Consider the following 23,703-nt stretch of genomic DNA (forward strand, 5'->3'; position numbering starts at 1 on the left):
CGCTTCGTCATACACCCGCTTGCGAAACATCAAGGGATTTCAAGAAATACCAAAGCCTGATTTTCCTCAAGACACGTAACGGGAACCAAATAACATTTTTCCTGGGCGCTTCACTGCCTACCCTGTGCGCCATCAGTTCTTTATGGACATGGGGTATTTCATTAATGAGTCGCTCCAACATTGCAGGCTCCGAGTCACCCGAAAGCGACCCGGAATAATGAATGATGCTTGAATTTTTCATGGACGGTGTCGCTGATGGACCGACGATATGTCCAGGAAACACCATGTGATGCTCCACAAGGCTCAAGTGGCGCCAGCTGATATTATGCTTTACCAGCACGGGAGAAATAACAACCTGGTCGGCATACCATGCAGACCCTGAACTACTGGCCAATTTACTTTTCAGTAGCTTTTCGAATGCTGAAACATAGTTTTCAGCAAAACAACTGCTTCTACGCCAGACAAAGGCACCTGAGTTGAAGAAAGCGCGCATTTTTACCACCGGGCTATCCAGTGATATCCAGGGAAGCTCATCGAAATTGGCACCTAATAACTTGCACAGCGATTGCCAGTAAGGCGTATTTTTTGCATCCCCCTCATGAATAGCAGGCGGAAGATATTCTGCACGGGCGGCAAAATCAACGCCTGAATCCAACAGCAGCCCCGACGGCTCCGACGCGATCAAAATGTCACTATCAAGCCAGGAAATTAAATCAGTGGTTGCATTACATTGCGCCCAATATACGGCTGCCGGCTTGTTTGAATAGTTGAACCAAGGCGCTACATTATAGGCACTGTCATCGACGTAAGTTACGTTCAACTCGCGCATTGCGCGCAACGTTGCTTGCGAAAGGGGTGCACCCAGACGCGCCTTTACTGCAAACACTGTACAATTTGCCAACCGACCGCCAAACTTTCTGAGCGTTTTGATCATAAGGAGAGTTTGACTTTCAAGCCGACCACTTTCAATACAACAAACAAACGAAATCGATGGCGTTGAAACCTGCGCATCAAACACCTGCCGATCTGAATTTAAAGAATTAGACATTTGACATAAATCCTTTTGACAGGGCGAACAGCATGGTTTCCAGCGGATACGGCTTGCGGCCACCGCCAGCCTTTGGGCAATACGGCTCAATCAACATCGGCAAGGAGTCGTTCGCTGCGCGTTTGCTTGCGCTTGCCGGCAAAGTCGAAATCGAAAAAGCTCATTTCGCACGCTTTCACCTCAAGGGCCCCGTCGGACATCAGCCTTTATTGAATTCACCATAGATTGCTTCCGGCGTTTTTCAAGACAGTTGTCGCCTGGCACAACTACGCCCTCCCCCCAAAAAAGCTGCAGCACTCAATCGTCTTCGTGCAACTTGATACCACGGGCATGCAGCAGATACGGCACCACCAGCACCAACAGCGTCAGGGCCATGAACACCGCCGAAATGGGCTGGGTCAAAAACACCGTCCAGTCGCCTTCGCTGATGGACAGGGCATTGCGCAGCTGTTTCTCAGCCATCGGGCCGAGCAGCATGCCGACGATCACCGGCGCCACCGGGAAGTCGAAGCGCCGCATCAGCACGCCAGCCCAACCGATGCCCAGCATCAGCAGCAGGTCGAAGGAAGAATGGCGCATGCCGTAGACGCCAATGGTGGCGAACACCAGGATCCCGGCGTTGAGGTACGGCCGGGGGATCTGCAGCAGCTTGACCCACAAGCCCACCAACGGCAGGTTCAATACCAACAGGATGACGTTGCCGATGTACAGCGAAGCCACCAGGGTCCAGACCAGTTCGGCGGAGGTTTCGAAGAGCATCGGCCCCGGTTGCAGGTTGTAGTTCTGGAACGCTGCCAACAGGATCGCCGCCGTGGCGGACGTCGGTATACCCAGGGTCAGCAATGGCACCAAAGAGCCCGTGGCGCTCGCGTTGTTGGCCGCTTCCGGGCCGGCCACCCCTTCGATGGCGCCCTGGCCTTTGTTGGCCGAAAACTCTTTCGGGTGCTTGCTCAGCTTGCGTTCGGTGGAATAGGACAGAAAGGTCGGGATCTCGGCGCCGCCAGCCGGAATCGAACCGAACGGGAAACCGATCAACGTACCGCGCAACCAGGCAGGCACCGAGCGTTTCCAGTCGGCGCGGGTCATCCACAACGACGTCAGGCGATGCCGGCCCTCCGCTTGCTCAGGTTGATAAAGCAGGCTGTACAGCGCTTCGCCGACTGCGAACAAACCGACCGCCACCAGCACCACCTCGATACCATCCACCATTTCCGGCACGCCCAGGGTGTAGCGGGCAATGCCCGACGTGGAGTCCAGGCCGATCAGGCCAATGGTCAATCCGATCCCCAGTGAAGCAAAGCCACGCAGCATCGAGGCGCCGAGTACCGCCGACACCGTGGTGAAGGACAGCACCAGGATCGCGAAATACTCCGCCGGCCCGAAATTCAGCGCCAGCCTGGCCACGACCGGTGCGAACAGGGTCAGCAGTATGGTCGCGATGGTGCCAGCGACAAAGGAGCCGATCGCCGCCGTGGCCAGCGCCGGCCCTGCCCGGCCATTGCGCGCCATGAGGTTACCTTCCAGGGCCGTGACCATGGAGGACGACTCACCGGGCGTATTGAGCAGGATCGAGGTGGTGGAGCCGCCGAACTGCGCGCCGTAGTAGATCCCGGCGAACATGATCAGGGCGCCCGTGGGATCGACCTTGGCGGTGATCGGCAGCAGCAAGGCCACCGTCAGCGCCGGCCCGATCCCCGGCAACACGCCGATGGCGGTGCCCAGCAGGCAACCGATGAAGCCCCACAACAGATTGATCGGCGTCAGCGCCGCGGAAAAACCCATCGCCAGGTTGGCGAGAATGTCCATGCTGTCGATCTCCTTGGATCAGATCCAGGCGTTGACCAGCGGCGGCAGGGAAACCCCCAGCCCGGTGTTGAACAACCAGTAGATCGGCAGGGTCAGGGCCATGCCGATGGCCAGGTCGCGCAGCGGATGACGACTGCCAAAGCCCCGCGCCGAACAGGCAAACAGCAAGCCGGCCGCCAGCACGAAACCGATGAGATTGATGAGCAAGGCCACGCCGATTAAACCTGCGGTGACCCAGGCTGCGCCGGCCTTGCCGCCCGCCACGGTGGGGGCCGGTTCGTCATCCAGTTCGCGAAAACCGCCGCTGACCGCCTGATAGCTCAACAACAGGCCCACCCCCCCAACAAACCCCGCGACCAGGAAGGGGTAGACATAGGCCGGCAGAATGACGAAGCCCATTTCCGGCGGAAAACGCCAGGCGCCTACCGCCAGCACGAGGCTGAGGACAATCAGGCCAACGCCGATGGCCAATTGGGTCGGCACGACAGTGCGCGATCCGGTCATTTCAAAGCAACCCGACCTTGACCAGCATCGCGCGCAACCGCACGTGTTCTTCGTCGACGAATTTGCCGAAATCCTCACCGGTCAGCACGCTCTCCGTCCAGGCATTGATTCGAAGGTTGTCTTGCCAGACTTTGCTTTTGCTGGCGGCCAGCACGGCGTCGGTCACTTGCTTGCGCTGCTCTGGCGTGAGGCCGGCTGCGCCATAGACCCCACGCCAGTTGCCGATGATCACGTCGTAGCCACTTTCCTTGATGGTGGGCGCATCGATCCCGGGCACGCGCTCGGGTGCGCCGATGGCGAGCACGCGGATCTGGCCATTCTTGATGTATTGGCCCAGTTCGGCATATCCACCGGTCAGCACTTTGATCTGACCGCCCAGGGTCTGGGCGACGATTTCACCCCCACCGCCGGTGGCGATGTAATTGACCTTGTTGACCGGCACATCGAGCTTGCCGGCCAGCTCGGCGATGCCGATATGGTCGATTGAACCTTTGGAACCGCCCCCCCAGGTAACGCTGGTCGGCTTGGCCTTGAAGTCCTTGATCAGGTCGTCGAGGGTCTTGTACGGCGAGTCCTTGCGCACCGCGATCACGTTGTATTCGGTGAACAGCCGGGCGATCGGCGTCACGTCTTTCAAGCTGATCTGCGGCTTGTTCTGTTCGATGCCCGCGACCATGATCGCACCCACCACCAGCAACGCATTCGGGTCGCCCTTGGTGCTGTTGGCGAACTGCGCCAGCCCCAGCGTACCGCCGGCACCGCCCTTGTTCTCAAAGGTGACGGCCTTGGCAGCATTGGCCTCGATCAGGGCTTTGCCGAGCACCCGGGCCGTCTGATCATAGCCGCCGCCGACGGAACCGGGGGCCATGAACTTCACGGTATCCAGCGCCAGCGCCGACGTCGTGAATGCGGCGGCGACAAGGCCCATAGCCAGGCAATGACTGGCGCGGCGGAACAAAGCAGACATGGTGTCTCTCCCTTTTACGTTGTTTTTATGGGTGCCATCTGCGGTAAGCGTAGAACATGGTTCCGTCGAAGGCCTTCCGAGCATTGCGAGTCCTGCGTCACAGACTGAAACATTCTTTTGGTCGGGGCGTTCCAGCGGCCGAAATGCGCCAACTATCCTGAAAAACATCGACCCGCAACCTCTGCAACAGGAGAACCCCGCCATGAACATCATGCTCAAGGGCTTTGGCGTGACATTGTTGTCGGTGGCTACGGCGGCGTTCGCCCATCACGGCTGGAGCGAGTACGACTCCAGCAAACCCTTGCAACTGAGCGGCACCATCGAAGCGTCCGGTTACTCCCACCCCCACGGCTTCATAAACCTCAAGACGGCTGACAAGACCTGGAACGTGGTGCTCGCACCGCCCTCGCGCATGGAGAACCGTGGGCTGTCCAAGGACATGCTGGCGGTCGGCACCCAAGCCAGCGTAGTCGGTTATCAGAACCGCAACAAACCCGATGAGTTACGTGCAGAACGCATCACGATCGGCGACAAAACCACAGAATTGCGCTAATGGAAAGCAACCAGGGCTGGATGGACTGGCTGAATGATTCGTCACTCGGGTCAGCCATGCGCGGTGATCTGTGGCTATACCCGTTGGTGGAGGTGGTGCACATCCTCGGCTTCGCGATACTGGTAGGTTCAGTGGTGATGTTCGATCTGCGGGTACTGGGCGTATCGCGCAATATTCAGGTGACGGCCCTCGCCCGCCATCTCCTGCCATGGTCCGTTGCGGCTCTGCTGTTGATCGTTCCGGCCGGGCTGATGATGTTTTCCGCTCACCCCCACGACTTCGCCTCCAATGACATATTCATCCTCAAGCTGTGCCTGATTGCCACGGCGGGTCTCAACGCCGTGTTGTTCCATGTTGGCGTGTACCGTTCCGTGACAGCGTGGGATACCGGCCACCCGGCACCGGGCGTGGCCAGGTTGCAGGCCCTGTGTTCCATCGCGCTCTGGGTCAGCGTGATCCTCTGCGGCCGATTGCTGGCCTACACCTGAACGATCCGATGCATTACAGGCTTGCCATTAAGTTGCGTCTGCACCGTTGCACATCCGTCCAAAAAAGCCTCGATAACGTGAGTCATGACCTAACCTCATAGGCGCAATGACACACAACCAGTCGAGCACGCCCATGCGTTATGCATTGAAGTTAGTGATCCTCATCGCTTTCGCGCTGTCGGGACCGAGCGCCGGATGGCTGGCGGCGGCGCCCATACCCGATACCCCCGCCACGACATCCCCGTCCGTCAGCGTTTCCGACAGCGAACTGGAGGCGCTGCAGAGCCAACTCAGCACTTTCAAACAGCAGGTATCACAGGCCAGCAACTACAGCCAGCTCGAAGAGCCGCAGGATCTGGTTCAGGCGCTGGTCCGCGAGGTCGATCGCCTGTCGGCACTGCTGTTGCCCGAGCAAGCTCAACTGCAGGCTCAATTGGGTGTGCTGGGCCCCGCACCACCCGATGCCGTGACTGAACAACCCGATATCGCCCTGCAAAGAACCACACTGACCGAACAAAAAGTCCGGGTCGACTCCAAACTCAAAGCCCTGGCATCGCTCAAAGGCAGCGCCACCGAACTGCTGACCCAGATAGCCGCTATCCGCCGCAGCCTGCTGGAAACCGAAGTGACCCAGCAGACCAGGAGCATCCTCAATCCATGGTACTGGGCCCCCCTGCTCAATCCGCCAGAGCAAGACCGGCAAAAATTCCGCGCCTTCCTGCGACAGATTGGCGACACCCTCAATGCCACCTGGCAACCGGGCAATCGCCTGCTGACCAACCTGTTGCTCGCCATGGCCCTGGTGCTTTGGTTCGTAGGGCGGCAACTGGCCGAACGCGGACTGACCTGGTTGTGCGTCCATCGCATGCCTGAAGGTCGCCTGCGGCGTAGCGCCCTGGCCCTGGCTTCGGCACTGGCCACAGTGTTGGCGGCCTGGTGCGCCTTGCAGTTGCTGTTCTTTGCCGTCACCCGCGGCCTGCCGCTGACGCCACAACTGGCGGGGTTTTCCCAGGACTTCGAAAAGGTCATCTATACCTGCGTGCTGATTACTGGCCTGAGTCGCGCGCTGCTGTCCACGCAACACCCTTCATGGCGCCTGCCGGCCATTGCCGATCCGCTTGCCCTGGCGATCAAACCCTACTCCACACGCCTGGCCTTCGCACTACTGGTAATGGTGTCGCTGGCACAGATGACCAATGCCACCGGCATGAGCCCGGAATTGGTGATCGCTGTCCGAGGTCTGGCCGCACTGGTCGTTTCGGTATTGATCGCGACATTGCTGCTGCGCGTAAGCAAAACCCGCCGGGCCATGGTAATCGCGGGCATAGCTCCCGAAGGTGGCCGGACGCTGGCCGGGGTGATTTATTCGCTCGCCAGCCTTGCGATCGTGATTTCACTCCTGGCCTTGCTCGCCGGCTACGTGTCACTGTCGCGCTTCATCACCTACGAACTGGTGTGGTTTTCCATCATATTTGCCGGCTTCTACTTGCTGACCCAGTTGCTCAAAGACGGCTGCGAGCACCTGTTTTCCCCCCGCACCTCCTCCGGCAAGGCCCTGAAACAGTTACTGGGCATTGGTGATACGCGGCTGGAACAGATTTCGATCATCCTGTCCGGTGCCGGCCGCGCCACCCTGTTGCTCATCGCGCTGATTACCCTGGTGGTGGGTGGGATCGGATCGACGCTCTCACAACTGGCCACCAACATCCTCGCCATCCTTGGCGGCGACGGCCTGCGCAAACTGAATATCGTCCCGGCCAACCTGTTGCAAGCGGTACTCGCCGTGATCATCGGCATCTACCTGATTCGTTCGCTACGGCGCTGGCTGGACGACGAGTTCCTGCCGAAAACCGAAATGGACCCTGGCATGTGTGCCTCGCTCAGCACGCTGTTCTCCAACATCGGCTACGCACTGGTGCTGCTGTTGATGCTGTCATCGCTGGGGGTCAAGTGGACCAACCTGGCCTGGATCGTCAGCGCCCTGTCGGTGGGTATCGGCTTCGGCCTGCAGGAGATCGTCAAGAACTTCGTCTCCGGCATCATCCTGTTGACCGAACGCCCGGTGAAAGTCGGCGACCTGATCAGCATCAGCGGGGTCGAAGGCGACATTCGCCGGATCAACGTGCGAGCCACCGAAATACAGCTGGCCGACCGCTCGATCGTGATCGTACCCAATTCGCAATTGATCTCGCAGAACCTGCGCAACGTCACCCTCGGCGGCAGTGCCCAAGGGGTGGCAACCCTTGAACTGATGTTCCCGCTGGACATCGACCCCGAGCAAGTGCGCAGCCTGCTGTACGACACCTTCAGCGAGCACGAGACCATTCTGGAAAAGCCGGCACCGGTGGTGCGTTTCAGCCAACTCAAGCCTGAAGGCATTACCCTGACCGTCACCGGTTACGTCAACAGCCCGCGCATGGTCACCGCGATCAAGAGCGAGCTGCTGTTCGAGATTCTCAAGCGGCTGGGTGCCGCCGGGATAGAACTGGCGAAACCGCCAGTGGCGTGAGTGGCGTGATTGGCGTCACGCCCCAGGCCGTTTCATGCATCAGTGGGCGATGCACACCGACTTGAGCTCAGTGTAGGCCTCGATCACCGCACGCCCGAACTCGCGCCCCATGCCCGACTGCTTGACGCCACCAAACGGCATCGCCGGGTCGAGCAACACGTGGGCGTTGACCCACACCGTACCCGCTTCGATGCGCGGCACCAGGTTCATCGCCTTGCCCAGGTCGTTGGTCCACAAGCTGGCGGCCAACCCGTAACGGTTGTCGTTGGCCAGCGCGATGACGGCGTCTTCATCGTCGAACGGCATCACGCCCAGCACCGGGCCGAACACCTCTTCGCGCGCCACGGCCATGCTGTGGTCGATGTCGGCGAGGATGGTCGGCTGGACAAAGAAACCCTCGCCTTCCAGCAACTCGCCGCCAGCCACTACTCGCGCACCTTCCTGGCGGGCCAGCTCGATATGCTTGAGCACGCTCTGCTGTTGCTTACGCGACACCAGGGGGTTGATCGCCGCCGCGCAGTTCATGCCCGCGCCAATCGGCATCGCCGAGACCGCCGCCGCCAGGGCCTCGACGAATTTGTCGTGGATCGAGCGATGCACGTAGAAGCGCGAAGCCGCCGCGCACACCTGGCCATTGTTCAGCAGGCCACCGAGGATCGCGCCCTGCACGGCTTTTTCGATGTCGGCATCGGCGAGCACGATCATCGGGTTCTTGCCGCCCAGCTCCAGGGAGAAGCGCGTCATGTTTTCCATGCACGCCACGCCCACGCTCTTGCCCACGGCGGTGGAGCCGGTGAACGACACTTTGCTCACCAGTGGGTGCGCAGTCAGCACGCCGCCGACCGAGGCACCACCCCCGGTCACCACGTTGAACACACCGGCCGGAATGCCCGCTTCAAGGGCCAGCTCGGCCAGGCGCATGGCGGTCAATGGGGTTTCCATCGCCGGCTTGATGATCACCGTGCAACCGGTGGCCAGCGCCGGCATCAGTTTCCAGGCGGCGATCAGCAGCGGGAAGTTCCACGGCACGATACCGACCACGACACCCACCGGCTCACGCTTGGTGAACGCCGTGAACTTGGCACCCGGCGGCAGCGGGATCGACACATCGAAGGTCTGCCCTTCGATCTTGGTCGCCCAGCCGGACATGTAGCGCATGAATTCCACGGTGGCGTTCAGGTCCAGCGCGCGGGCCATGTTGATTGACTTGCCCTGGCTCAGGGTTTCCAGCTGTGCCAGCTCTTCGGCATGCTCTTCCACCAGGCGGGTGAAGTTCAGCAGGATGCGCTCACGGTCCGCCGGGCGCAGGCCCGACCACACGCCGGACTTGAAAGCCTGATGCGACGATTGCACGGCGCGCTCGACGATTTCCAGGGGCGCGTCGAGGGTTTCGCACAGGGTTTGCCCGGTGGCCGGGTTGACCACGGCAATGTGTTGACCTTCGGCAAACACCCACTGGCCATCGATAAAGCAGCCGTGTTGGCGATCGAGGAATGCAGCAACCTGCGGCAGGATTTCAACGTTGCTCATAAATCACCTTTCATTCAGATGGACGAGCCGGCTGGCCGGCGAAAGCGTCAATTAGTGTTGTTCTTTGAGGAAGCACACCACCGCCTGGCGATCATCTGCCGAGGCCATGCCCATGTAGGGCATATAGGTGCCAGGCACATAGGCCTGGGGTTGCATGATCAGTTGCGCAATGTTCTCGGCTTGCCAGTCGATGTTCTTGTTGCGCATGGCTTGCGAGTAGTTGAAGCCTTCCAGCGAGCCGGACTTGCGCCCCACCACACCTGCCAGGTTCGGCCCCATCATGCCGGTCGTGCCTTTGCTCACCGCATGGCAGACCCCGCACTCATTGGCGAACACTTCGGCGCCACGCTGCTGCTGCGGTGCGCAATCGGCAGCGACGGCAGCCTGCGCCAGAGTGACGGACAACACAGCAACGAGGGACAAACGCAGGGTGGAGAACATGGGAAACGACCTTGAGAATCCGCGGGTTCGCAAGCAAGGCGAACGCCAACACTGAAAGTGCCGAGGTTTTGGTGCTTCGGCAGGTTGAGCGCGATTGTCGGTGGTCGGTGACACGCAGGTTTTGCCCTGCCTGCCAGTTGTGTTGGCGGTTCTGCCAAACTGCTGCACCGGCACGGTCAGCGATAGCCAGGCTTGATCCAAAGTTCTGCCTATACTGCAATCCAGCCGCCCTGATCAACTGCGCCGAGGAACTGCTGGATGAATGTGACCGACTATTTCGATCGAGCAAGAATCATCAACATTGCGTCTAGAAAGGATCGCCGCGTAGAAACGGTACAAGAATTCGCGCGCAACGGTTTTCCCTTTGATCATGAAAAAGTCAGCTTTTTCCAGGCGGTGACGCCCAGTGAAGAAAACGGCTTCCCGAGCATCGGGGCCAGGGGCTGCTTCATGAGTCACTTGGGAATCCTGGAAGAAGCGATCCGCCTGAATGTCAAAAACATCCTGATCCTGGAGGATGACATACAGTTTTCCAGGCGCATTTCCCACTATGGAAAACAGGCCATCGAGTCCCTGGAAGGCATGGAGTGGGACATCGCCTACTTTGGCCATCCGTTTGAAGGCGACTCAAGCTCGCCCACCTGGAAAGCCGTCGACCAGCCTATACATCTGTCGCATTTCTATGCGGTAAACGGCAAATGCATTACCCGGTTGCGCGATTTCCTGCTGCAAATCCTGGAGCGCCCGCCAGGGCATCCTGACGGTGGGCCAATGCACTATGACGCCGCCCTCAATACGCTTATTCATTCGAACAAAGACGTTCAGGCCTACTACTTCACCTGGAACCTGGGCTATCAAAGACCCTCGCGCACGGACTTGCATGCGCTGTCCCTGTTCGACAGGACGCCTGTCCTGCGCGATGTCATGGGCATGCTCAGGAAGTTGAAGGCCATGAACCTGAGAAGAATTCGATAGTGCTCTGCCCCCGCTCTCTTTAACCGCAAAAACGCCACCTTCCCTTCTCAATCAGTGCACCCACGTGTGCACTGTCACCCTGCCATGCAATCTGGCAAGCACAACCAACTCTTTGGCACCGAGGCAACAAGGCGCAAAAAATCCCGGCATTAGTATCTGGAGCGACCGCAACCCTGCGCTCAAGAACAAGAACGGATGCCACACCATGCTCAAGTCCCCCTTGCTTCGCCTCTCTACGCTGGCGTTGATGATCAGTGCCGGCCAGGCGAGCGCCTACGAACTCTACGCCAGTGACGACAGTCATCTGAACGCCACCCTGGAAGCGGTTTTCGGCGTGTTCCACAGCCAGGAAAACTACGCCCTGTCGGGTCGTCTCGACGAAGGTTCGTCGTCGTGGCGCGAGGGCTACATCAAGTACGGCCTGAGCTTCGATCAGGGCCTGGCGGGTGTCGGCACCGCCTATGGCGCGGCGAATATGCTCAGCTCCGGTACTTGGGGCGACGGTGACGCCGCCGGCTTCACCGACGGTTCGGAACGCACCACCAAGTTCGAAGACGCCTACCTCGGCTGGCGCTCGAACGATCTGTTTCCCGTGCTGGGCGCTGACGGCATCGACCTGTCTTTCGGCCGCCAGAACATCATGGTCGGCGACGGCTTCCTGATCAACGGTGATGCACTGAACCTGGGCAAAGGCCTGGCCGACGGCGAGTTCAACCGCGGCGGCGCCTACTGGCTGGCGGCGCGCAAGGCCTTCGACGAAACCGCGGTGTTGCGTATCGGCGGCAAGGAAGGCTGGCGCAGTGACCTGATGTGGTTGAAATCCAACAACCGCGCCCAGGCCAAGACCGAAATGTACGTCGGCACCCTGGAGCACGTGTCCGAGGCCGGGACCGTCGGCTTGACCTACATCGACACCACGGACGTCGATGAGCAGTTCGCCTCCCCCGCGCAACTCGAGCGCGATGGCATGAAGACCTACAGCCTGCGCGCCACTGGCAACGCCGGGGTCAAGGACCTGTTCCTCTCCGGTGAATACGCCAAGCAGGACAAACCCCACACGGCCACCGAAGACGCCTGGTACCTGGAAGCCGGCTGGACCTTTTCCGAGGCGCCATGGACGCCGTACGCCGGCTACCGCTACAGCCGTTTCTCGGAAGGCTACGACACTCTGTTCTACGGTTTCAGCCGTGGCTTCGGCACCTGGTTCCAGGGTGAAGTGGCGGGCAACTACGCCGGCCCGTTCAACACCAACTCGCGCATCCAGCAACTCAAGTTCACCGTCTCGCCACTGGAGAACCTGACCGTCGGCGCGATGTACTTCAACTTCGACACCATCGACCGCGACCTGGGCAACACCGATGGCCACGAAGTCGACCTGTACGCCGAATGGCACCTCAACGACCACCTCACGGTGATGCCGCTGATCGGTCTGTTCCAGCCGGACAAGAGCGCCGACCAGGGTGGTACGCAGTTGGGCAACAACGACAAGAACCTCTACAGCCAGCTGATTTTCGCCAGCTCTTTCTAAGTCATGCCGGGGCAGTGGCGCATCCGCTGCCCCCGTGGAAAAAGGCCTTTCCCATGCACAGAAGATTCCTCACGATCCAGAGCAAGATCACCCTGCTCGCCGGCCTCTGCCTGGTGTTGGTGGTGGGTTTGCTGATGGGCCTGTCGCTTTACCAGACGCACAAGAGCAGCCAGCAAGTGGCCCGGGCCAGCAGTGACATGCTTGCCGACGCGGCCAGGGAACACATGCAGGCCCTGGGTAAAGTGCAGGCCATGCAAGTGCAACGCACCTTCATGCAGACCCACGAATTCGGCCAGGGATTGTCGCGTTATTTGCTGTACCTCAGGCAACTCCAGCATCAGGGCAATCTGACCCGCCAACAACTGCGCCAGGCGCTGAGCACCCAGCTTCAACACGCCCTGATCGACAAGCCCGACCTGCTCGGGCTTTACGTCGTTTTTGAGCCTGACGCGCTGGACGGTGCCGATGCCGGCTTCGCCAACAAGCCTGAGCTGGGCAGCAACGAGACCGGACGCTTCTCCCTGTACTGGGTGCAAAACAAACCCGGCGAACTGCAAGCGGTGATCGGTGATGAAGGCCTGCTGGCCAACACCGAGCCGGGGCCCAGCGGCGCCCCCTACAACGCCTTCTACACCTGCGCCCGCGACACTCGCCAGGCCTGCGTGTTGGAGCCCTACTTCGACGAGGCATCGGGCAGTCGCAAACTGGTGACCAGCGTCGCTTTCCCGCTGCTGGACAACGGCAACGTCATCGCCGTGGTCGGTCTCGACATCAACCTCGCCGCCTTGCAGAAGAACAGCGAAACCAGTGCGCTGCAGCTGTTCGACGGCCATGGCCAGATCAGCATCGTCAGCCCCCGCGGCGTGATTTCCGCCAACAGCCAGGACGTCAGCCGCCTCGGGCAACCGATGGACAGTGCCCAGGTGATGGACGCCTTGCGCCAGGGTCAGCCGAAGGTGTTTGTCGACCCGCAGCAAATCAAGGTCCTCGAACCGTTGCCACCGATTACCGGTGCCGCGCCCTGGGGCGTGCTGGTCGGCGTGCCCCAGGAAGTCTTGCTGGCACCGGTCGCCACCCTGCAAAAGCAACTCGATGCCCAAGGCGTGCAAAGCACTGCGCTGGAGCTGCTGCTCGGTGGCGGCTCGGCCCTGCTTGGCCTGTTGCTGATCGGGTACACCGCAAGGCGCATCACTCGGCCGTTGCAGATGCTGACTCGGGTCATGGAAGACATCTCCCTCGGTGAGGGTGATTTGACCCGGCGCCTGCAAGTGCAGTCACGGGATGAAATCGGCCAGTTGGCTACCGCGTTCAACCGTTTTGTCGAGCGCATCCACCAGTCGATCCGCGAAGTGTCGTCAGCGGCCCATGGCGTCAACGAAGGCGCGCGCCGGGTGCTGGAGGCCTCCAATTCATCGCTGGGCAATTTCGACGCTCAAGCCACCCGCACCACCAGCGTGGCCGCCGCGATCAACCAGTTGGGCGCTGCCGCCCAGGAAATCGCCAACAACGCCTCCGATGCCTCGCATCAGGCGTCCAGTGCGCGGCAACAGGCCGAAGACGGTCGCCAGGTGGTGCAACGTACCATTGACGTGATGCAGGAATTGTCGGGAAAAATCAGCGCGTCGTGCGCCAACATCGAAGTGCTCAACGACAAGACCGTGAACATCGGGCAGATCCTCGAAGTGATCAAGGGCATCTCCCAGCAGACCAACCTGCTGGCGCTCAATGCCGCCATCGAAGCGGCACGGGCCGGTGAAGCCGGTCGCGGCTTTGCCGTGGTCGCCGACGAGGTGCGCAGCCTGGCCGGCCGCACCCAGTCCTCGGCACTGGAGATCCAGCAGATGATCGAGGAGCTGCAAGTGGGCGCCCGCGACTCGGTCACCACCATGACCGAAAGCCAGCAGCACAGCGAAGAAAGCGTCACCATCGCCAACCTCGCCGGCAGCCGCTTGAGCAGCGTGACCCAGCGCATCGGTGAGATCGACAACGTCAACCAGTCCGTCGCCGCCGCCACCGAAGAACAGACCGCCGTGGTGGAAGCCTTGAACGTCGACATCACCCGGATCAACACGCTGAACCAGCAAGGGGTGGAGAATTTGCAGGCGACGTTGCGGGCTTGTACCGAACTGGAGCAGCAGGCGGCGCGGTTGAATCAGTTGGTGGGGAGTTTTCGTATTTAACTGAGGAGTTCCTGACAAATCGTCTTCGCTGGCAAGCCACCTGCATTTGATCATCGTCGAACACGTGTCCGGTGTTCGTCGTAGATCCCTGCGGGAGCGAGCCAGTGAAAGCGTCCTCATGGCTAGTGCATGACTGAAAACGGGCTTGGTGGACATTTGAATCGATCAGTTGATCGGGCACGAAGTCATCGGCATTTATGCATGGACATCTACAGAGCTTTACGTACGGGCTCGGCAGCTGCACGGATAAAAGCTTCGTCCAAGCTGCTTGCGCCATAGCGCCTCACGAACTCGCCACCTGAATTGAATGGTTTGAACTGTTGCTGACTGATCATGTAAAAGATGTCACAGTTACCTGCAATCTCTTCTACATTGTGAGACGACACCAGAATTGCCGTTCCCTCATTTGCCGCTCCCCGCAGGCATTTCCAAATATAATGCCTGAATTCAGGATCCACTCCAGCGGTTGGCTCATCCAGTATTACCAGACTCGCCTCTATGGCCAGCAAGGAAAGAGTAAAAAACCAACGCTTTTCACCGTAACTGCAAACAGAAGATTTTTTTGACCAGATTTCTTTATATCGTTGAACTATTTCTGGACTCCAGGCAGTGAGTTTCCTCAAGGCTTGCTCTTGCGAGATTCGGGTCCGTGAGCACAACAACGTCGTCATTCGAAAAATATCGGACATACGAAATACGGGTGGCGTCATGACTGTCTGCGATAAATAAAGCTGTGTGGCAAACCTGTTGAGAAGCTGTCCTTCATTCACTTTTCGGAGCCCGCAAACGATATCGAAAAAAGTAGTTTTTCCAGATCCGTTTGGCCCCAGCAATCCGGTGATGGCCCCAGGAATCACATTGATAGACGCGTCATTGAATATCACTTTGTCAGAGTAACCAAAACAAAGGGATTTAGTTTCTAACATACTCATCAATATCGACTCCACACAGGATTTATACGCAAGAATCGCAATGACAATAAAAAGACCGCTACAAACGAGCCAATAATCCATAAAATTAAAACACTGTATTTTTCGCAACCTCCAACCATGACCTGATTCGCAACAGATAGAAGGTTGAATTCATTAACAGCGTCGAATACAGGGTACGAGTCACCAACACTTAGAATTCCCAGCACAAGCATTATAAATGACGCAATTGAGAAAACCGTACTAGTATTCTGAAAACTTAATGGCAGAAACCCCAACAAAATCCCTGGAATGATAAAGAGGATGTAGCATATATAAAAACGAGAAATAACCCTCCAGAGATCGGACACATCAAAGGACCCGAAAGAAAAATATGTCAGAGCATAGAAAGTGATGCTGTAAATCAAGGCAATCAGTGAGTACGCTAAAAACTGCGCCGCCATAAATACCATCTTTGCGTCGAGCGTGTAAACAAACGATCTGATATAACCGCTTTCCCTCCTCCCTACGATGTAAAAAGAAAATCCAAAAAAAGCGACACTTGAAGAGATATATGCATAAAACCAGGATGTACTTTCCATGTAGCTTACTTCTGAGGCAGAACCCCCCCCTCTAGAATACGCAAGCAAATAATAGGTCACTACGGGAGAAATAATCATCCAAAAAAGCGCGACAGGTTCTTTTAACTGCTCCTTTATAAACAGCCCCGAGAGTGCAAGGGATCTTGACATAGTACACATTGGCATAGCTATCTCCTTTTATGGAAATGGAACCATCATGTTTTTTCGCTCAGCAACGATCTGAGCGCTAAAAATTTGAGAGTACTTATTGCGAGTATTTATCCCCCTGGAGTTATTCATGTGCAGAAAAAAATCTGGAGAAACAAATTTACAAAAGAAGTATGAGTCATTATTTATGGTCAATGAATCAACATACAAATAGCCATCAACTTGCTGAGCCTTGAGGGTAGCTAAAAGACCTGAGAAGCTAAAATCAGGACAAGATTCTGAGGCGAACATACTGCAAGGATTAATACGGATTATCTCCTTGTATGTATCATAGGTATTGCAGTTCAGAAAATGCTTCAAGTACGGGTCCTTTACCTCGTCGATATCACGTTCAGTCGCCAAAAATAAATCAACAAACCTGTAAGTTTGCCACAGCTCGTATATTGATTTTTCAATTGCGGCAGCACGTGTTTTTGCATACGACATCCCTGCGCAATACTGAACATGTCGCTTTCTATTTTTTTGACCATAAACTGTCAATATGCATGAGCCGGGATAATCAGCATCAGATATATCTATGACCGCGAGCTCACCTGATTTATGAAGCGCCTGATACAGAGCTTTAGCACGACTTTCACACAAAGCTTCTAGGACATTCTCGCTGGCAATTAAAACTTGGCATTTTCTTGTGAGCCAAAACCTAACTAGAAATTGCCTTTCCAAATATTCTTTAATCGCGCCAAAACCCGCTTCTTCAAAACACCAATGAAAGCTACAACCACAGGTATCTCGCAGGGGGTATATTGCGCTTTCGCTTTCGATCTTATGGTAATTTAGAGAGATACATGCAGTTGGAATGTGACAAACAGAAAAATCTGACGCACAAAACACTTTCGTTAAGTTATATGAATGGCTAAAAAGTTGTGCGGATGTCAGGTCATTTTCATTGGTTTGAGAGAAAGCCTCGATAAATTTCTCGGCCTCCACCCTCGTCAGCGAATGATTGATATTTCCAACAACATTTGACATCACTTCCATATAGAAGTGTCGCCTCTCAAAATACTCCCCTAGCGCCGCCTTTATAGATGAGGAACCATCCCCTATGCCCGACCCTCCATTTAGCCAAGAATCCTCCACTTCGACCGAGGATGGAAAAGACACTAAACACGACGGTTGACAAATCAGTGCACCAGGCAACACTGACTCGTGAATGGAATTATATAGGATCATGCTGCTCACCAATAAAGTGGACACATACCGGAAAGAAAAGTGTAGGGTTAAGACCTATTGCTTTGCTCAGCATCGTATCGGTATATGCTGACCACAACCTACACCGCAAACCCAGGGTTTTCGCTTGCAATTCGATCAACATATAAATTGAGCCAACTTCCATTAACGCAAGTCTATATCCTCGATATCTATATTTGAATAATGTTTTAGGTATGTAGACAGCATAAATTATTGCGACACTAGGCGACCCAATGCTACCCGGTGCAGACAAGACTGCCTTTTTTAAGTCCTCTACGTCCTGTGTACCCTGCACTATTTCAAACTTTTTTGACTGAGGTAGTAGATGTAAAATTTTCTCAGGGCACGGCCAATTTTTGTCATCGTCCATTAGCGAACAAATAAACACTTCAGCAGGGTATAGCGCGCCACCACTTGGGTACCCTCTCTTATAGCCATCTTCTCTTGAACACAGAAGTGGGGATACCAATTTTTCGACTCTAGAGAACTCTATACTTTCCTTAGAGAACGTTCCACATGACTCATTTCGACAGATAGCCGAATTCGGTTTCACCTTGGGATCAATAGGGAAAGTTATGTCCATGTCTGGATAAAGTCGTAATTCATTCCCAGTCAACTGGGAAAGATCCTTATCACTGATACTGTGCAGACGGGTAGCATGCGCGAAAGCGTCATGAATTGTATAGTTCCCCCTTGCATGAAAACCTACAGTCTCTGCATGAACATTGGAATCCATGAACTTAAGATAATAATCATGAGGAATGTATTTCATTTTTGCAGCCTCAAGCAGTCACACATATACCAATGGGCAACCGAAGCATCTCTCACCAAAGTACTTGCAAAATCAACATGGGTTTCCTGGAGGATATTATCCTGATAGCGAAGCTCACTATCGGAACTCGTCAGCAGCTTTATTTTCCTGATCAACGCCCCAACCAACAATGAGCGTTGAAGAACATTCAACGGGCTTGCAGGCACTGCAATATGTTTACTTCTGCAGAACTGTAGGAGCTTTGACCAAGCATTCCTGCTGCTTTGATATCCCTCATAGTTTATCAGCCTATCCACACTGCAAAAATGACACGGGTTCCCGACCTTCGGCAAATAGGGTTGACTTATGCAATAAGAATTCCCGACAGAATAACAAACACTGATTGCACTTTCAGGAGCCGCACTTACCAGATCAAAGTATGTTTTCTTTATAAAATCATAATCGTAATACATGCACATGATAACAATGTAGTATTTCTTATTCGAAACGATATCTACGAGCGAACCTGATATCTCACTTAATTCCAAAGGTGTATTTATTTCACTTCTCAGTAAATTTTCTAGTTCGGTATTTCTTCCCCAGTCATGAGCTACTATGGTTTTCTCAAAATACGAGCCACTGAAATCCTCCGTAATGGAAAGTGCTTTTTCTAAGAACCCATAAGCACATTCCGGATTTAATCCGTGATCCGACAATATCTCATCGAATGCAACTTTTGAAATATTTTTATAATTTTTTAGTTTCGTCAACGCTGCCAATAAGGCAGGTGAGTTTATCCTTGACACCCCCCTTTTTGAGACGATCAAATTATCAGTAGGAAAATTTAATATTTCATAGTTTTGTATATTTATCATCATAAAAACCCTCACAGTTGGCTTTTCTGGCAAATACCAGAAAATCCATAGCACTTTGGTTCTTTAATCGTTATCGGATGATATTGGTGCGGTTATAGCGTTCCCCCCACACCCGCCGCTACCTCCACTCCCCCCCTTACAACCGCCGCCACCTCCGCATCCGCCGCTTCCCCCACATCCGCCTTGACTTCCGGATCCTCCAGCCATGTGTGGGCATGAGCCAAAATCAGACTCATCTCCAAAGTAAAGAATCTCACCAAGATTTTCAGTGTTCATAACTAACACTCACTGTTAGAGAAAGTGCCACCGGGAATTCAGTGGCGCCTTTATATCTAATAGCTTCGAGTATTGAACGCAAGAGACTGTATTTTTTACGTGTAGGAGAATTCACTCGACTTTACGAGAAGTTTCGCACAGGGGCCGGAGGCGCTGTTTTTTTGTTGAGTTATAGTTTAAAAAAATGAATCTAATTACTATACTTTTAAAATCTTTAAAAAATCGTCACATAGCTTCTGCAAAACTGAAACAAGCCGAGCGGTGCTGAGCTCAGCGAGCTGTAGGACGGAGTAAGAAGATACTTGCTTTTTCCATGAGAACTTTTTGAACTAGCCCTTTTCCAGTCGAAAAAAAACGACAGACGGTAACCTTGATGACCGCTTGGCACGGATTCCAAGCCTATGACGGCAGCACCGGAACGCCTGCCTGGCACAAGTTGCAATCCGTGCAGGCTCGCAAGGAACTCTCCTGCAGCCACCGAAACCAGAAGAACTCTGGCACCCACAATCAAGCACATGGCATGCGTGCAACATGCTCTGATGCACCCCCGGGCGTAGTATCAAAGCCGACCTCAGGGTACCCCCCACAAAACCTTGGCGGGTGCCTTTGAGCGGCAGTGTGCAGTGCAACGCCTGCCCCCTCCATTTCTCACTAAAAACAATAAATCGACCTTCGGGTCGCGGGAGACTTCTGTGCTCAAGAAAAGTGCGTTGGGCTGGCCAAAGATCGCCGGCCTTGGAATTGCGTTGGTGGTGGCCGGGCAGTTTTCCGGCTGGAACTTTGGCCTGGCGGCCGGTGGCTGGCTGAACATGCTGATCGCCACCTTGTTGATGGCGCTGCTGTGCGGTGGGCTGGCGTTATGCGTGGCGGAACTGTCCACCGCGTTGCCCAGCGCCGGTGGTGTGTTCGTTTATGCGCAAAGTGCATTCGGGCCGTTCGTGGGTTACCTCGTCGGGGTGGCTTGTGCGTTGGCCCTGACCATCGGCACCGGGGCGGCGGCGACGTTCATTTGTGCCTATACCGAGTCGATTTTCGGCCTTGGCGGCTGGCCGGTGAAGATCGCCCTGTTCGCGGTGATCATTGGCATTCACCTGCGCGGCGTAGGTGAGGCCATGGGCCTGACGTTCATTGCCGGCGTGATTGCCGTCGTCGCCTTGCTGACGTTCGGCGTGGCCATGGCACCACATGTCGAACTGGCCAACCTGCTGGTGTTGCCGGCCAATGTCACCACTCCCGTCAGCCTCGGCGGCATCTTCGCCTGCGTGCCGTTCGCGATCTGGCTGTTCATCACCGTCGAACAAACCGGTTCGGCGGCGGAAGAAGCTGAAAACCCGGGGCGCACCATGCCCCGCGGCATTCTGGCGGCCATCGGCACCTTGTTGGTCACCGCGTTGGTGGTGCTGGTATGCGCACCGGGCGCCGGCGGTGTTGAACTGGTGGGCTCGGCGGGCGACCCGCTGTACGCGGCGATGTCCAGCAACAGCGCGTTCGGTGAAGGCTCGTGGCTGGCCAAGGTGATCGGCTGCGGTGGCGTGTTCGGCTTGATCGCCACTTTCTTCTCCCTGGTGTACGCGGCCTCCCGGCAACTGTTCGCGATGGCTCGCGACGGCCTGTTCCCGCAGTGGCTGGGCAAGACCGGCAAACGCGGCACGCCGTATCCGGCATTGCTGCTGATCGGCGCCATCGGCTTGCCGTTGTCCACTGTCGATCCGGCCACGGTGATGCTCGCGGTCGTGCTGCTGCTCAACGTTTGCTACCTGTGCATTTTCGGCGCGTACCTGCGCATCAAGAGTCGCCAGCCCGACCTGCCACGCCCCTTCCGCCTGATCGGCGGCAAGCTGGTCGCCTGGCTGGGCCTGGCCCTGACGCTGGTGGTGGTCGCCGCCTGCTTCCAGCTTGACCTGAGCATGCTGATCGCCCTCGGCGTGACGTTCGCCCTGTGTATTTTCAACTTCCTTCTGCGCACTCGCCGCACCGCCCCCATCGAGGTTCCAGACCATGCCTGACACTCTCCTGCAACGCCGTCACCGCGTACTCGGCAGCGCCTCGCCGCTGTTCTACGACAAGCCCCTGCACCTGGTGCGCGGCGAAGGTGTATGGCTGTTCGACGTCGACGGTCGACGCTACCTGGACGTGTACAACAACGTGCCCTGCGTCGGTCACTGCAACCCTCACGTGACCGAGGCCATGCACCGCCAGGCCACCACGCTGAACATTCACACCCGCTACCTCGATGAGCAGGTGGTGCGCTATGCCGAACGCCTGACCGCGACCTTCGGCCAGCCCCTGGACACCGCGATGTTCACCTGCACCGGCACCGAGGCCAACGAACTGGCGCTACGCCTGGCACGCTACGCCAGCGGCGGCACCGGCATCATCGTCAGCGATTACAACTACCATGGTAATTCCGCGTCGCTGGCGCAGGTCACCACCGCCCTGCCCTCGCCGGAACCCTTCGCCGCCCATGCCCGTGCCGTGCCGATCCCGTGCCTGTACCGGGCGCCGCTGGGCACCCGCGAGGCGCAGCTGGCCGAGCGATACACGGCCAACATCGCGGCCGCCATCGCCTCGATGCAGGCCCAGGGCATTCGCCCCGCCGCGCTGCTGATCGACACCTTGTTCGCCAACGAAGGCTTGCCCCGGGTGCCGGCCAGTTTCGTCGCCAAGGCTGCCGAGTTGATCCGCGCCGCCGGTGGCCTGTTCATCGCCGATGAAGTGCAATCGGGCTTCGGCCGTACCGGCGATCACCTCTGGGGTCATCAGGCCCACGGCGTCGTGCCGGACATCGTCACCCTCGGCAAACCCATGGGTAACGGCTACCCGCTGGCCGGGCTAATCACCCACAAGGCGCTGGTGGAATCGTTCGGGCGCAACGCCATGTACTTCAACACCTTCGGCGGCTCGCCCGTAGCGGCGGCGGTCGGCATGGCGGTGCTGGACGAGATTGAACAAAAGCAGCTACTGCAAAACGCGCAAAGCGTCGGTGCTTATGTGCAGCAGCGTTTGCAGGTACTGGCAGGCAAGCACTCGATCATCGGCGATGTACGCGGCAAGGGCCTGTTCTTCGCCATGGAGCTGGTGCGTGATCGCGCCAGCAAGGAACCGGCCGGGCTGGAAGCGCGCAAGGTGGTCAATGACATGCGCGAAAACGGCGTGCTGATCAGCAAGATCGGCGCCGGCGACAACATTCTCAAGCTGCGCCCGCCGCTGGTGTTCAGCCGCGATCACGCCGACCTGTTCGTCGACACCCTGGACCACGCCCTGAGCGCGATTTGAGGACCTGCCATGACTCAATTCCACACCCTGAGCCACGATCAACAAGTCGCAAGGTTGCACGACCTGGCGCGCCACGCCCTGCAACACTGGGACGGCGATTTCGGCGACATCGAACTGGTGAAATTCCGCGAGAACGCCGTGTTCTCTGCCCGCCGCCACGACGGCCAGCGGGTGGCCCTGCGCATTCATCGCAATGGGTATCACTGCGAAGCGGCGCTGCGTTCCGAATTGCAATGGATGGAAGCCCTTGAGAGCGCCGGGATTACCGTGCCGCAGATCATTCGCGCCCGGGACCGGCGCCATCTGATTGAAGTGAGCCACGCCGATATCGGCAAACGCCATGTCGACATGCTCGCCTGGTTGCCGGGCACCACGGCCGGCACCTCGGAGTCCGGGGTGCAGGCTGATACCGAAATCGATTTCCTGTTTGCCGAGGCCGGCGCGATTGCCGCGCGCATTCATTTGCATTCGACGGATTGGCAGCAGCCGGACGAGTTTGTCCGGCATGCCTGGGACGAGGAAGGCTTGATCGGGGCCAATCCGTTCTGGGGGCGTTTCTGGGAGCTGAAACAGCTCAGCGATGAGCAACGGGACCTGCTGCAACAGGCCCGGCGTACGGCGCGCAAAGACCTGCGCCAGTACGGTCGGCACCTGGGCAACTTCGGCATGATCCATGCCGACCTCGTCCCGGAAAACCTGCTGATCGAAGGCCCGCGCCTGCGCTTGATCGACTTCGACGACGCGGGGTTTGGCTGGCACATGTTCGAGCTGGCTACCGCGCTGTATTTCTGCCTGGATGATCCACGTTATGAGCAGATCAAGGCGGCGCTGCTGGAGGGTTATCACAGGGTCAAGCCGTTGACCGAGGCGGATCGCAAGACGCTGGCGTTGTTCCTGATGCTGCGCGGCACAACTTACCTGGGCTGGATTCATACCCGCCAGGGCACGCCGACGGCGATTGAAATGGCGCCGATGTTGATAGAGCGGGCTTGTCGGTTGGCCCGGGAATATCTGTAGGAGCCAGGCTTGCCGGCGAAGAACGATAACGCGGTGCAACAGATGCACCGCGGTGCCTGGTTCGCCGGCAAGCC

Annotated in this window: 20 protein-coding genes and 2 pseudogenes; 11 read left to right on the plus strand and 11 right to left on the minus strand. The window is 57.1% G+C overall.

What is annotated here, in order from left to right:
* Positions 1-7: 7 nt before the first annotated feature.
* A complete protein-coding gene (locus ACIO0C_RS08910; protein WP_401310471.1) occupies positions 8-1,048 on the minus strand; it encodes a hypothetical protein in 1,041 nt (346 codons plus the stop codon).
* Between the two features lie 32 nt (positions 1,049-1,080).
* Here ACIO0C_RS08910 and ACIO0C_RS08915 point away from each other — a divergent pair, with 32 nt between their 5' ends.
* Positions 1,081-1,272: a hypothetical protein gene (locus ACIO0C_RS08915; protein ID WP_401310924.1), complete on the plus strand. Its 192-nt coding sequence runs from the start codon at positions 1,081-1,083 to the stop codon at positions 1,270-1,272.
* Positions 1,273-1,345: 73 nt separating this feature from the next.
* Here the strand turns inward: ACIO0C_RS08915 and ACIO0C_RS08920 are convergent, their stop codons facing one another.
* The 3 genes from ACIO0C_RS08920 to ACIO0C_RS08930 are packed head-to-tail and all read right to left on the minus strand — an operon-like array spanning position 1,346 to position 4,325.
* Complete coding sequence (locus tag ACIO0C_RS08920) at positions 1,346-2,854, minus strand: tripartite tricarboxylate transporter permease (RefSeq protein WP_401310473.1); 1,509 nt, start codon at positions 2,852-2,854, stop codon at positions 1,346-1,348.
* Between the two features lie 18 nt (positions 2,855-2,872).
* Positions 2,873-3,358 carry a tripartite tricarboxylate transporter TctB family protein gene (locus ACIO0C_RS08925; protein ID WP_401310476.1) on the minus strand — a complete coding sequence of 162 codons (486 nt, stop codon included), beginning with the start codon at positions 3,356-3,358 and terminating at the stop codon, positions 2,873-2,875.
* Position 3,359: 1 nt separating this feature from the next.
* Positions 3,360-4,325, minus strand: coding sequence for a Bug family tripartite tricarboxylate transporter substrate binding protein (locus ACIO0C_RS08930; protein WP_401310479.1), 966 nt, complete (start codon positions 4,323-4,325; stop codon positions 3,360-3,362).
* Between the two features lie 202 nt (positions 4,326-4,527).
* On the opposite strand from ACIO0C_RS08930, the gene ACIO0C_RS08935 reads away from it, so the two are divergent.
* From ACIO0C_RS08935 to ACIO0C_RS08945, 3 genes are all read left to right on the plus strand, one after another.
* Positions 4,528-4,878: a DUF6152 family protein gene (locus tag ACIO0C_RS08935; protein WP_401310482.1), complete on the plus strand. Its 351-nt coding sequence runs from the start codon at positions 4,528-4,530 to the stop codon at positions 4,876-4,878.
* On the plus strand, positions 4,878-5,366 hold the full coding sequence (locus ACIO0C_RS08940) for a DUF6644 family protein (protein WP_401310485.1): 489 nt from the start codon (positions 4,878-4,880) through the stop codon (positions 5,364-5,366). Before ACIO0C_RS08935 ends, ACIO0C_RS08940 begins: the two co-directional genes overlap by 1 nt.
* 133 nt (positions 5,367-5,499) lie before the next feature.
* A complete protein-coding gene (locus ACIO0C_RS08945) occupies positions 5,500-7,875 on the plus strand; it encodes a DUF3772 domain-containing protein (protein WP_401310488.1) in 2,376 nt (791 codons plus the stop codon).
* A 39-nt stretch (positions 7,876-7,914) separates the two neighbouring features.
* Here ACIO0C_RS08945 and ACIO0C_RS08950 read toward each other — a convergent pair whose 3' ends face one another.
* Both ACIO0C_RS08950 and ACIO0C_RS08955 read right to left on the minus strand, forming a co-directional pair.
* Entirely contained in the window at positions 7,915-9,405 is a 1,491-nt protein-coding gene (locus tag ACIO0C_RS08950; protein WP_401310491.1) for an aldehyde dehydrogenase family protein, read from the minus strand.
* A gap of 51 nt (positions 9,406-9,456) precedes the next feature.
* Entirely contained in the window at positions 9,457-9,846 is a 390-nt protein-coding gene (locus tag ACIO0C_RS08955) for a c-type cytochrome (protein ID WP_401310494.1), read from the minus strand.
* A gap of 258 nt (positions 9,847-10,104) precedes the next feature.
* Between ACIO0C_RS08955 and ACIO0C_RS08960 the strand changes: the two genes are divergently transcribed.
* From ACIO0C_RS08960 to ACIO0C_RS08975, 4 genes and pseudogenes are all read left to right on the plus strand, one after another.
* On the plus strand, positions 10,105-10,821 hold the full coding sequence (locus ACIO0C_RS08960) for a glycosyltransferase family 25 protein (protein ID WP_401310497.1): 717 nt from the start codon (positions 10,105-10,107) through the stop codon (positions 10,819-10,821).
* 205 nt (positions 10,822-11,026) lie between these two features.
* Positions 11,027-12,349: a hypothetical protein gene (locus tag ACIO0C_RS08965; RefSeq protein ID WP_401310500.1), complete on the plus strand. Its 1,323-nt coding sequence runs from the start codon at positions 11,027-11,029 to the stop codon at positions 12,347-12,349.
* A 272-nt stretch (positions 12,350-12,621) separates the two neighbouring features.
* Positions 12,622-13,674 (plus strand): annotated as a pseudogene (locus ACIO0C_RS08970) (HAMP domain-containing protein); the annotation flags it as partial.
* A 255-nt stretch (positions 13,675-13,929) separates the two neighbouring features.
* Positions 13,930-14,529 (plus strand): annotated as a pseudogene (locus ACIO0C_RS08975) (methyl-accepting chemotaxis protein); the annotation flags it as partial.
* Positions 14,530-14,738: 209 nt separating this feature from the next.
* Here ACIO0C_RS08975 and ACIO0C_RS08980 read toward each other — a convergent pair.
* Genes ACIO0C_RS08980 through ACIO0C_RS09000 form a run of 5 tightly spaced genes read right to left on the minus strand, consistent with a single transcriptional unit; the run spans position 14,739 to position 19,114 of the window.
* Positions 14,739-15,461, minus strand: a complete 723-nt coding sequence (locus ACIO0C_RS08980; protein ID WP_401310503.1) for an AAA family ATPase — start codon at positions 15,459-15,461, stop codon at positions 14,739-14,741.
* Complete coding sequence (locus tag ACIO0C_RS08985) at positions 15,461-16,204, minus strand: ABC transporter permease (RefSeq protein ID WP_401310506.1); 744 nt, start codon at positions 16,202-16,204, stop codon at positions 15,461-15,463. The genes ACIO0C_RS08980 and ACIO0C_RS08985 overlap by 1 nt, the downstream gene beginning before the upstream one ends.
* 12 nt (positions 16,205-16,216) lie before the next feature.
* On the minus strand, positions 16,217-17,416 hold the full coding sequence (locus ACIO0C_RS08990) for a YcaO-like family protein (protein WP_401310509.1): 1,200 nt from the start codon (positions 17,414-17,416) through the stop codon (positions 16,217-16,219).
* A complete protein-coding gene (locus ACIO0C_RS08995) occupies positions 17,403-18,206 on the minus strand; it encodes a SagB/ThcOx family dehydrogenase (protein ID WP_401310512.1) in 804 nt (267 codons plus the stop codon). Before ACIO0C_RS08995 ends, ACIO0C_RS08990 begins: the two co-directional genes overlap by 14 nt.
* Positions 18,203-19,114, minus strand: a complete 912-nt coding sequence (locus ACIO0C_RS09000; protein ID WP_401310514.1) for an McbB family protein — start codon at positions 19,112-19,114, stop codon at positions 18,203-18,205. Before ACIO0C_RS09000 ends, ACIO0C_RS08995 begins: the two co-directional genes overlap by 4 nt.
* 914 nt (positions 19,115-20,028) lie before the next feature.
* On the opposite strand from ACIO0C_RS09000, the gene ACIO0C_RS09005 reads away from it, so the two are divergent.
* The 3 genes from ACIO0C_RS09005 to ACIO0C_RS09015 are packed head-to-tail and all read left to right on the plus strand — an operon-like array spanning position 20,029 to position 23,629.
* Positions 20,029-21,342 carry an amino acid permease gene (locus tag ACIO0C_RS09005; RefSeq protein ID WP_401310517.1) on the plus strand — a complete coding sequence of 438 codons (1,314 nt, stop codon included), beginning with the start codon at positions 20,029-20,031 and terminating at the stop codon, positions 21,340-21,342.
* The gene (locus tag ACIO0C_RS09010; RefSeq protein ID WP_401310520.1) at positions 21,335-22,612 is read left to right on the plus strand and encodes an aspartate aminotransferase family protein; all 1,278 of its coding nucleotides are present in this window, start codon (positions 21,335-21,337) and stop codon (positions 22,610-22,612) included. The genes ACIO0C_RS09005 and ACIO0C_RS09010 overlap by 8 nt, the downstream gene beginning before the upstream one ends.
* 9 nt (positions 22,613-22,621) lie before the next feature.
* Positions 22,622-23,629, plus strand: coding sequence for a phosphotransferase enzyme family protein (locus ACIO0C_RS09015; protein WP_401310523.1), 1,008 nt, complete (start codon positions 22,622-22,624; stop codon positions 23,627-23,629).
* The last annotated feature ends 74 nt before the right edge of the window (positions 23,630-23,703 follow it).

It is taken from the genome of Pseudomonas sp. NPDC087336 (assembly GCF_044744285.1).
Classification (GTDB): domain Bacteria; phylum Pseudomonadota; class Gammaproteobacteria; order Pseudomonadales; family Pseudomonadaceae; genus Aquipseudomonas.

Excerpts from the sequence above, each read along its gene's own strand:
- ACIO0C_RS08910 (WP_401310471.1), bottom strand. The coding sequence starts at position 1,048 with ATGTCTAATTCTTTAAATTCAGATCGGCAGGTGTTTGATGCGCAGGTT.
- ACIO0C_RS08915 (WP_401310924.1), top strand. The coding sequence starts at position 1,081 with ATGGTTTCCAGCGGATACGGCTTGCGGCCACCGCCAGCCTTTGGGCAA.
- ACIO0C_RS08920 (WP_401310473.1), bottom strand. The coding sequence starts at position 2,854 with ATGGACATTCTCGCCAACCTGGCGATGGGTTTTTCCGCGGCGCTGACG.
- ACIO0C_RS08925 (WP_401310476.1), bottom strand. The coding sequence starts at position 3,358 with ATGACCGGATCGCGCACTGTCGTGCCGACCCAATTGGCCATCGGCGTT.
- ACIO0C_RS08930 (WP_401310479.1), bottom strand. The coding sequence starts at position 4,325 with ATGTCTGCTTTGTTCCGCCGCGCCAGTCATTGCCTGGCTATGGGCCTT.
- ACIO0C_RS08935 (WP_401310482.1), top strand. The coding sequence starts at position 4,528 with ATGAACATCATGCTCAAGGGCTTTGGCGTGACATTGTTGTCGGTGGCT.
- ACIO0C_RS08940 (WP_401310485.1), top strand. The coding sequence starts at position 4,878 with ATGGAAAGCAACCAGGGCTGGATGGACTGGCTGAATGATTCGTCACTC.
- ACIO0C_RS08945 (WP_401310488.1), top strand. The coding sequence starts at position 5,500 with ATGCGTTATGCATTGAAGTTAGTGATCCTCATCGCTTTCGCGCTGTCG.
- ACIO0C_RS08950 (WP_401310491.1), bottom strand. The coding sequence starts at position 9,405 with ATGAGCAACGTTGAAATCCTGCCGCAGGTTGCTGCATTCCTCGATCGC.
- ACIO0C_RS08955 (WP_401310494.1), bottom strand. The coding sequence starts at position 9,846 with ATGTTCTCCACCCTGCGTTTGTCCCTCGTTGCTGTGTTGTCCGTCACT.
- ACIO0C_RS08960 (WP_401310497.1), top strand. The coding sequence starts at position 10,105 with ATGAATGTGACCGACTATTTCGATCGAGCAAGAATCATCAACATTGCG.
- ACIO0C_RS08965 (WP_401310500.1), top strand. The coding sequence starts at position 11,027 with ATGCTCAAGTCCCCCTTGCTTCGCCTCTCTACGCTGGCGTTGATGATC.
- ACIO0C_RS08980 (WP_401310503.1), bottom strand. The coding sequence starts at position 15,461 with ATGAGTATGTTAGAAACTAAATCCCTTTGTTTTGGTTACTCTGACAAA.
- ACIO0C_RS08985 (WP_401310506.1), bottom strand. The coding sequence starts at position 16,204 with ATGCCAATGTGTACTATGTCAAGATCCCTTGCACTCTCGGGGCTGTTT.
- ACIO0C_RS08990 (WP_401310509.1), bottom strand. The coding sequence starts at position 17,416 with ATGATCCTATATAATTCCATTCACGAGTCAGTGTTGCCTGGTGCACTG.
- ACIO0C_RS08995 (WP_401310512.1), bottom strand. The coding sequence starts at position 18,206 with ATGAAATACATTCCTCATGATTATTATCTTAAGTTCATGGATTCCAAT.
- ACIO0C_RS09010 (WP_401310520.1), top strand. The coding sequence starts at position 21,335 with ATGCCTGACACTCTCCTGCAACGCCGTCACCGCGTACTCGGCAGCGCC.
- ACIO0C_RS09015 (WP_401310523.1), top strand. The coding sequence starts at position 22,622 with ATGACTCAATTCCACACCCTGAGCCACGATCAACAAGTCGCAAGGTTG.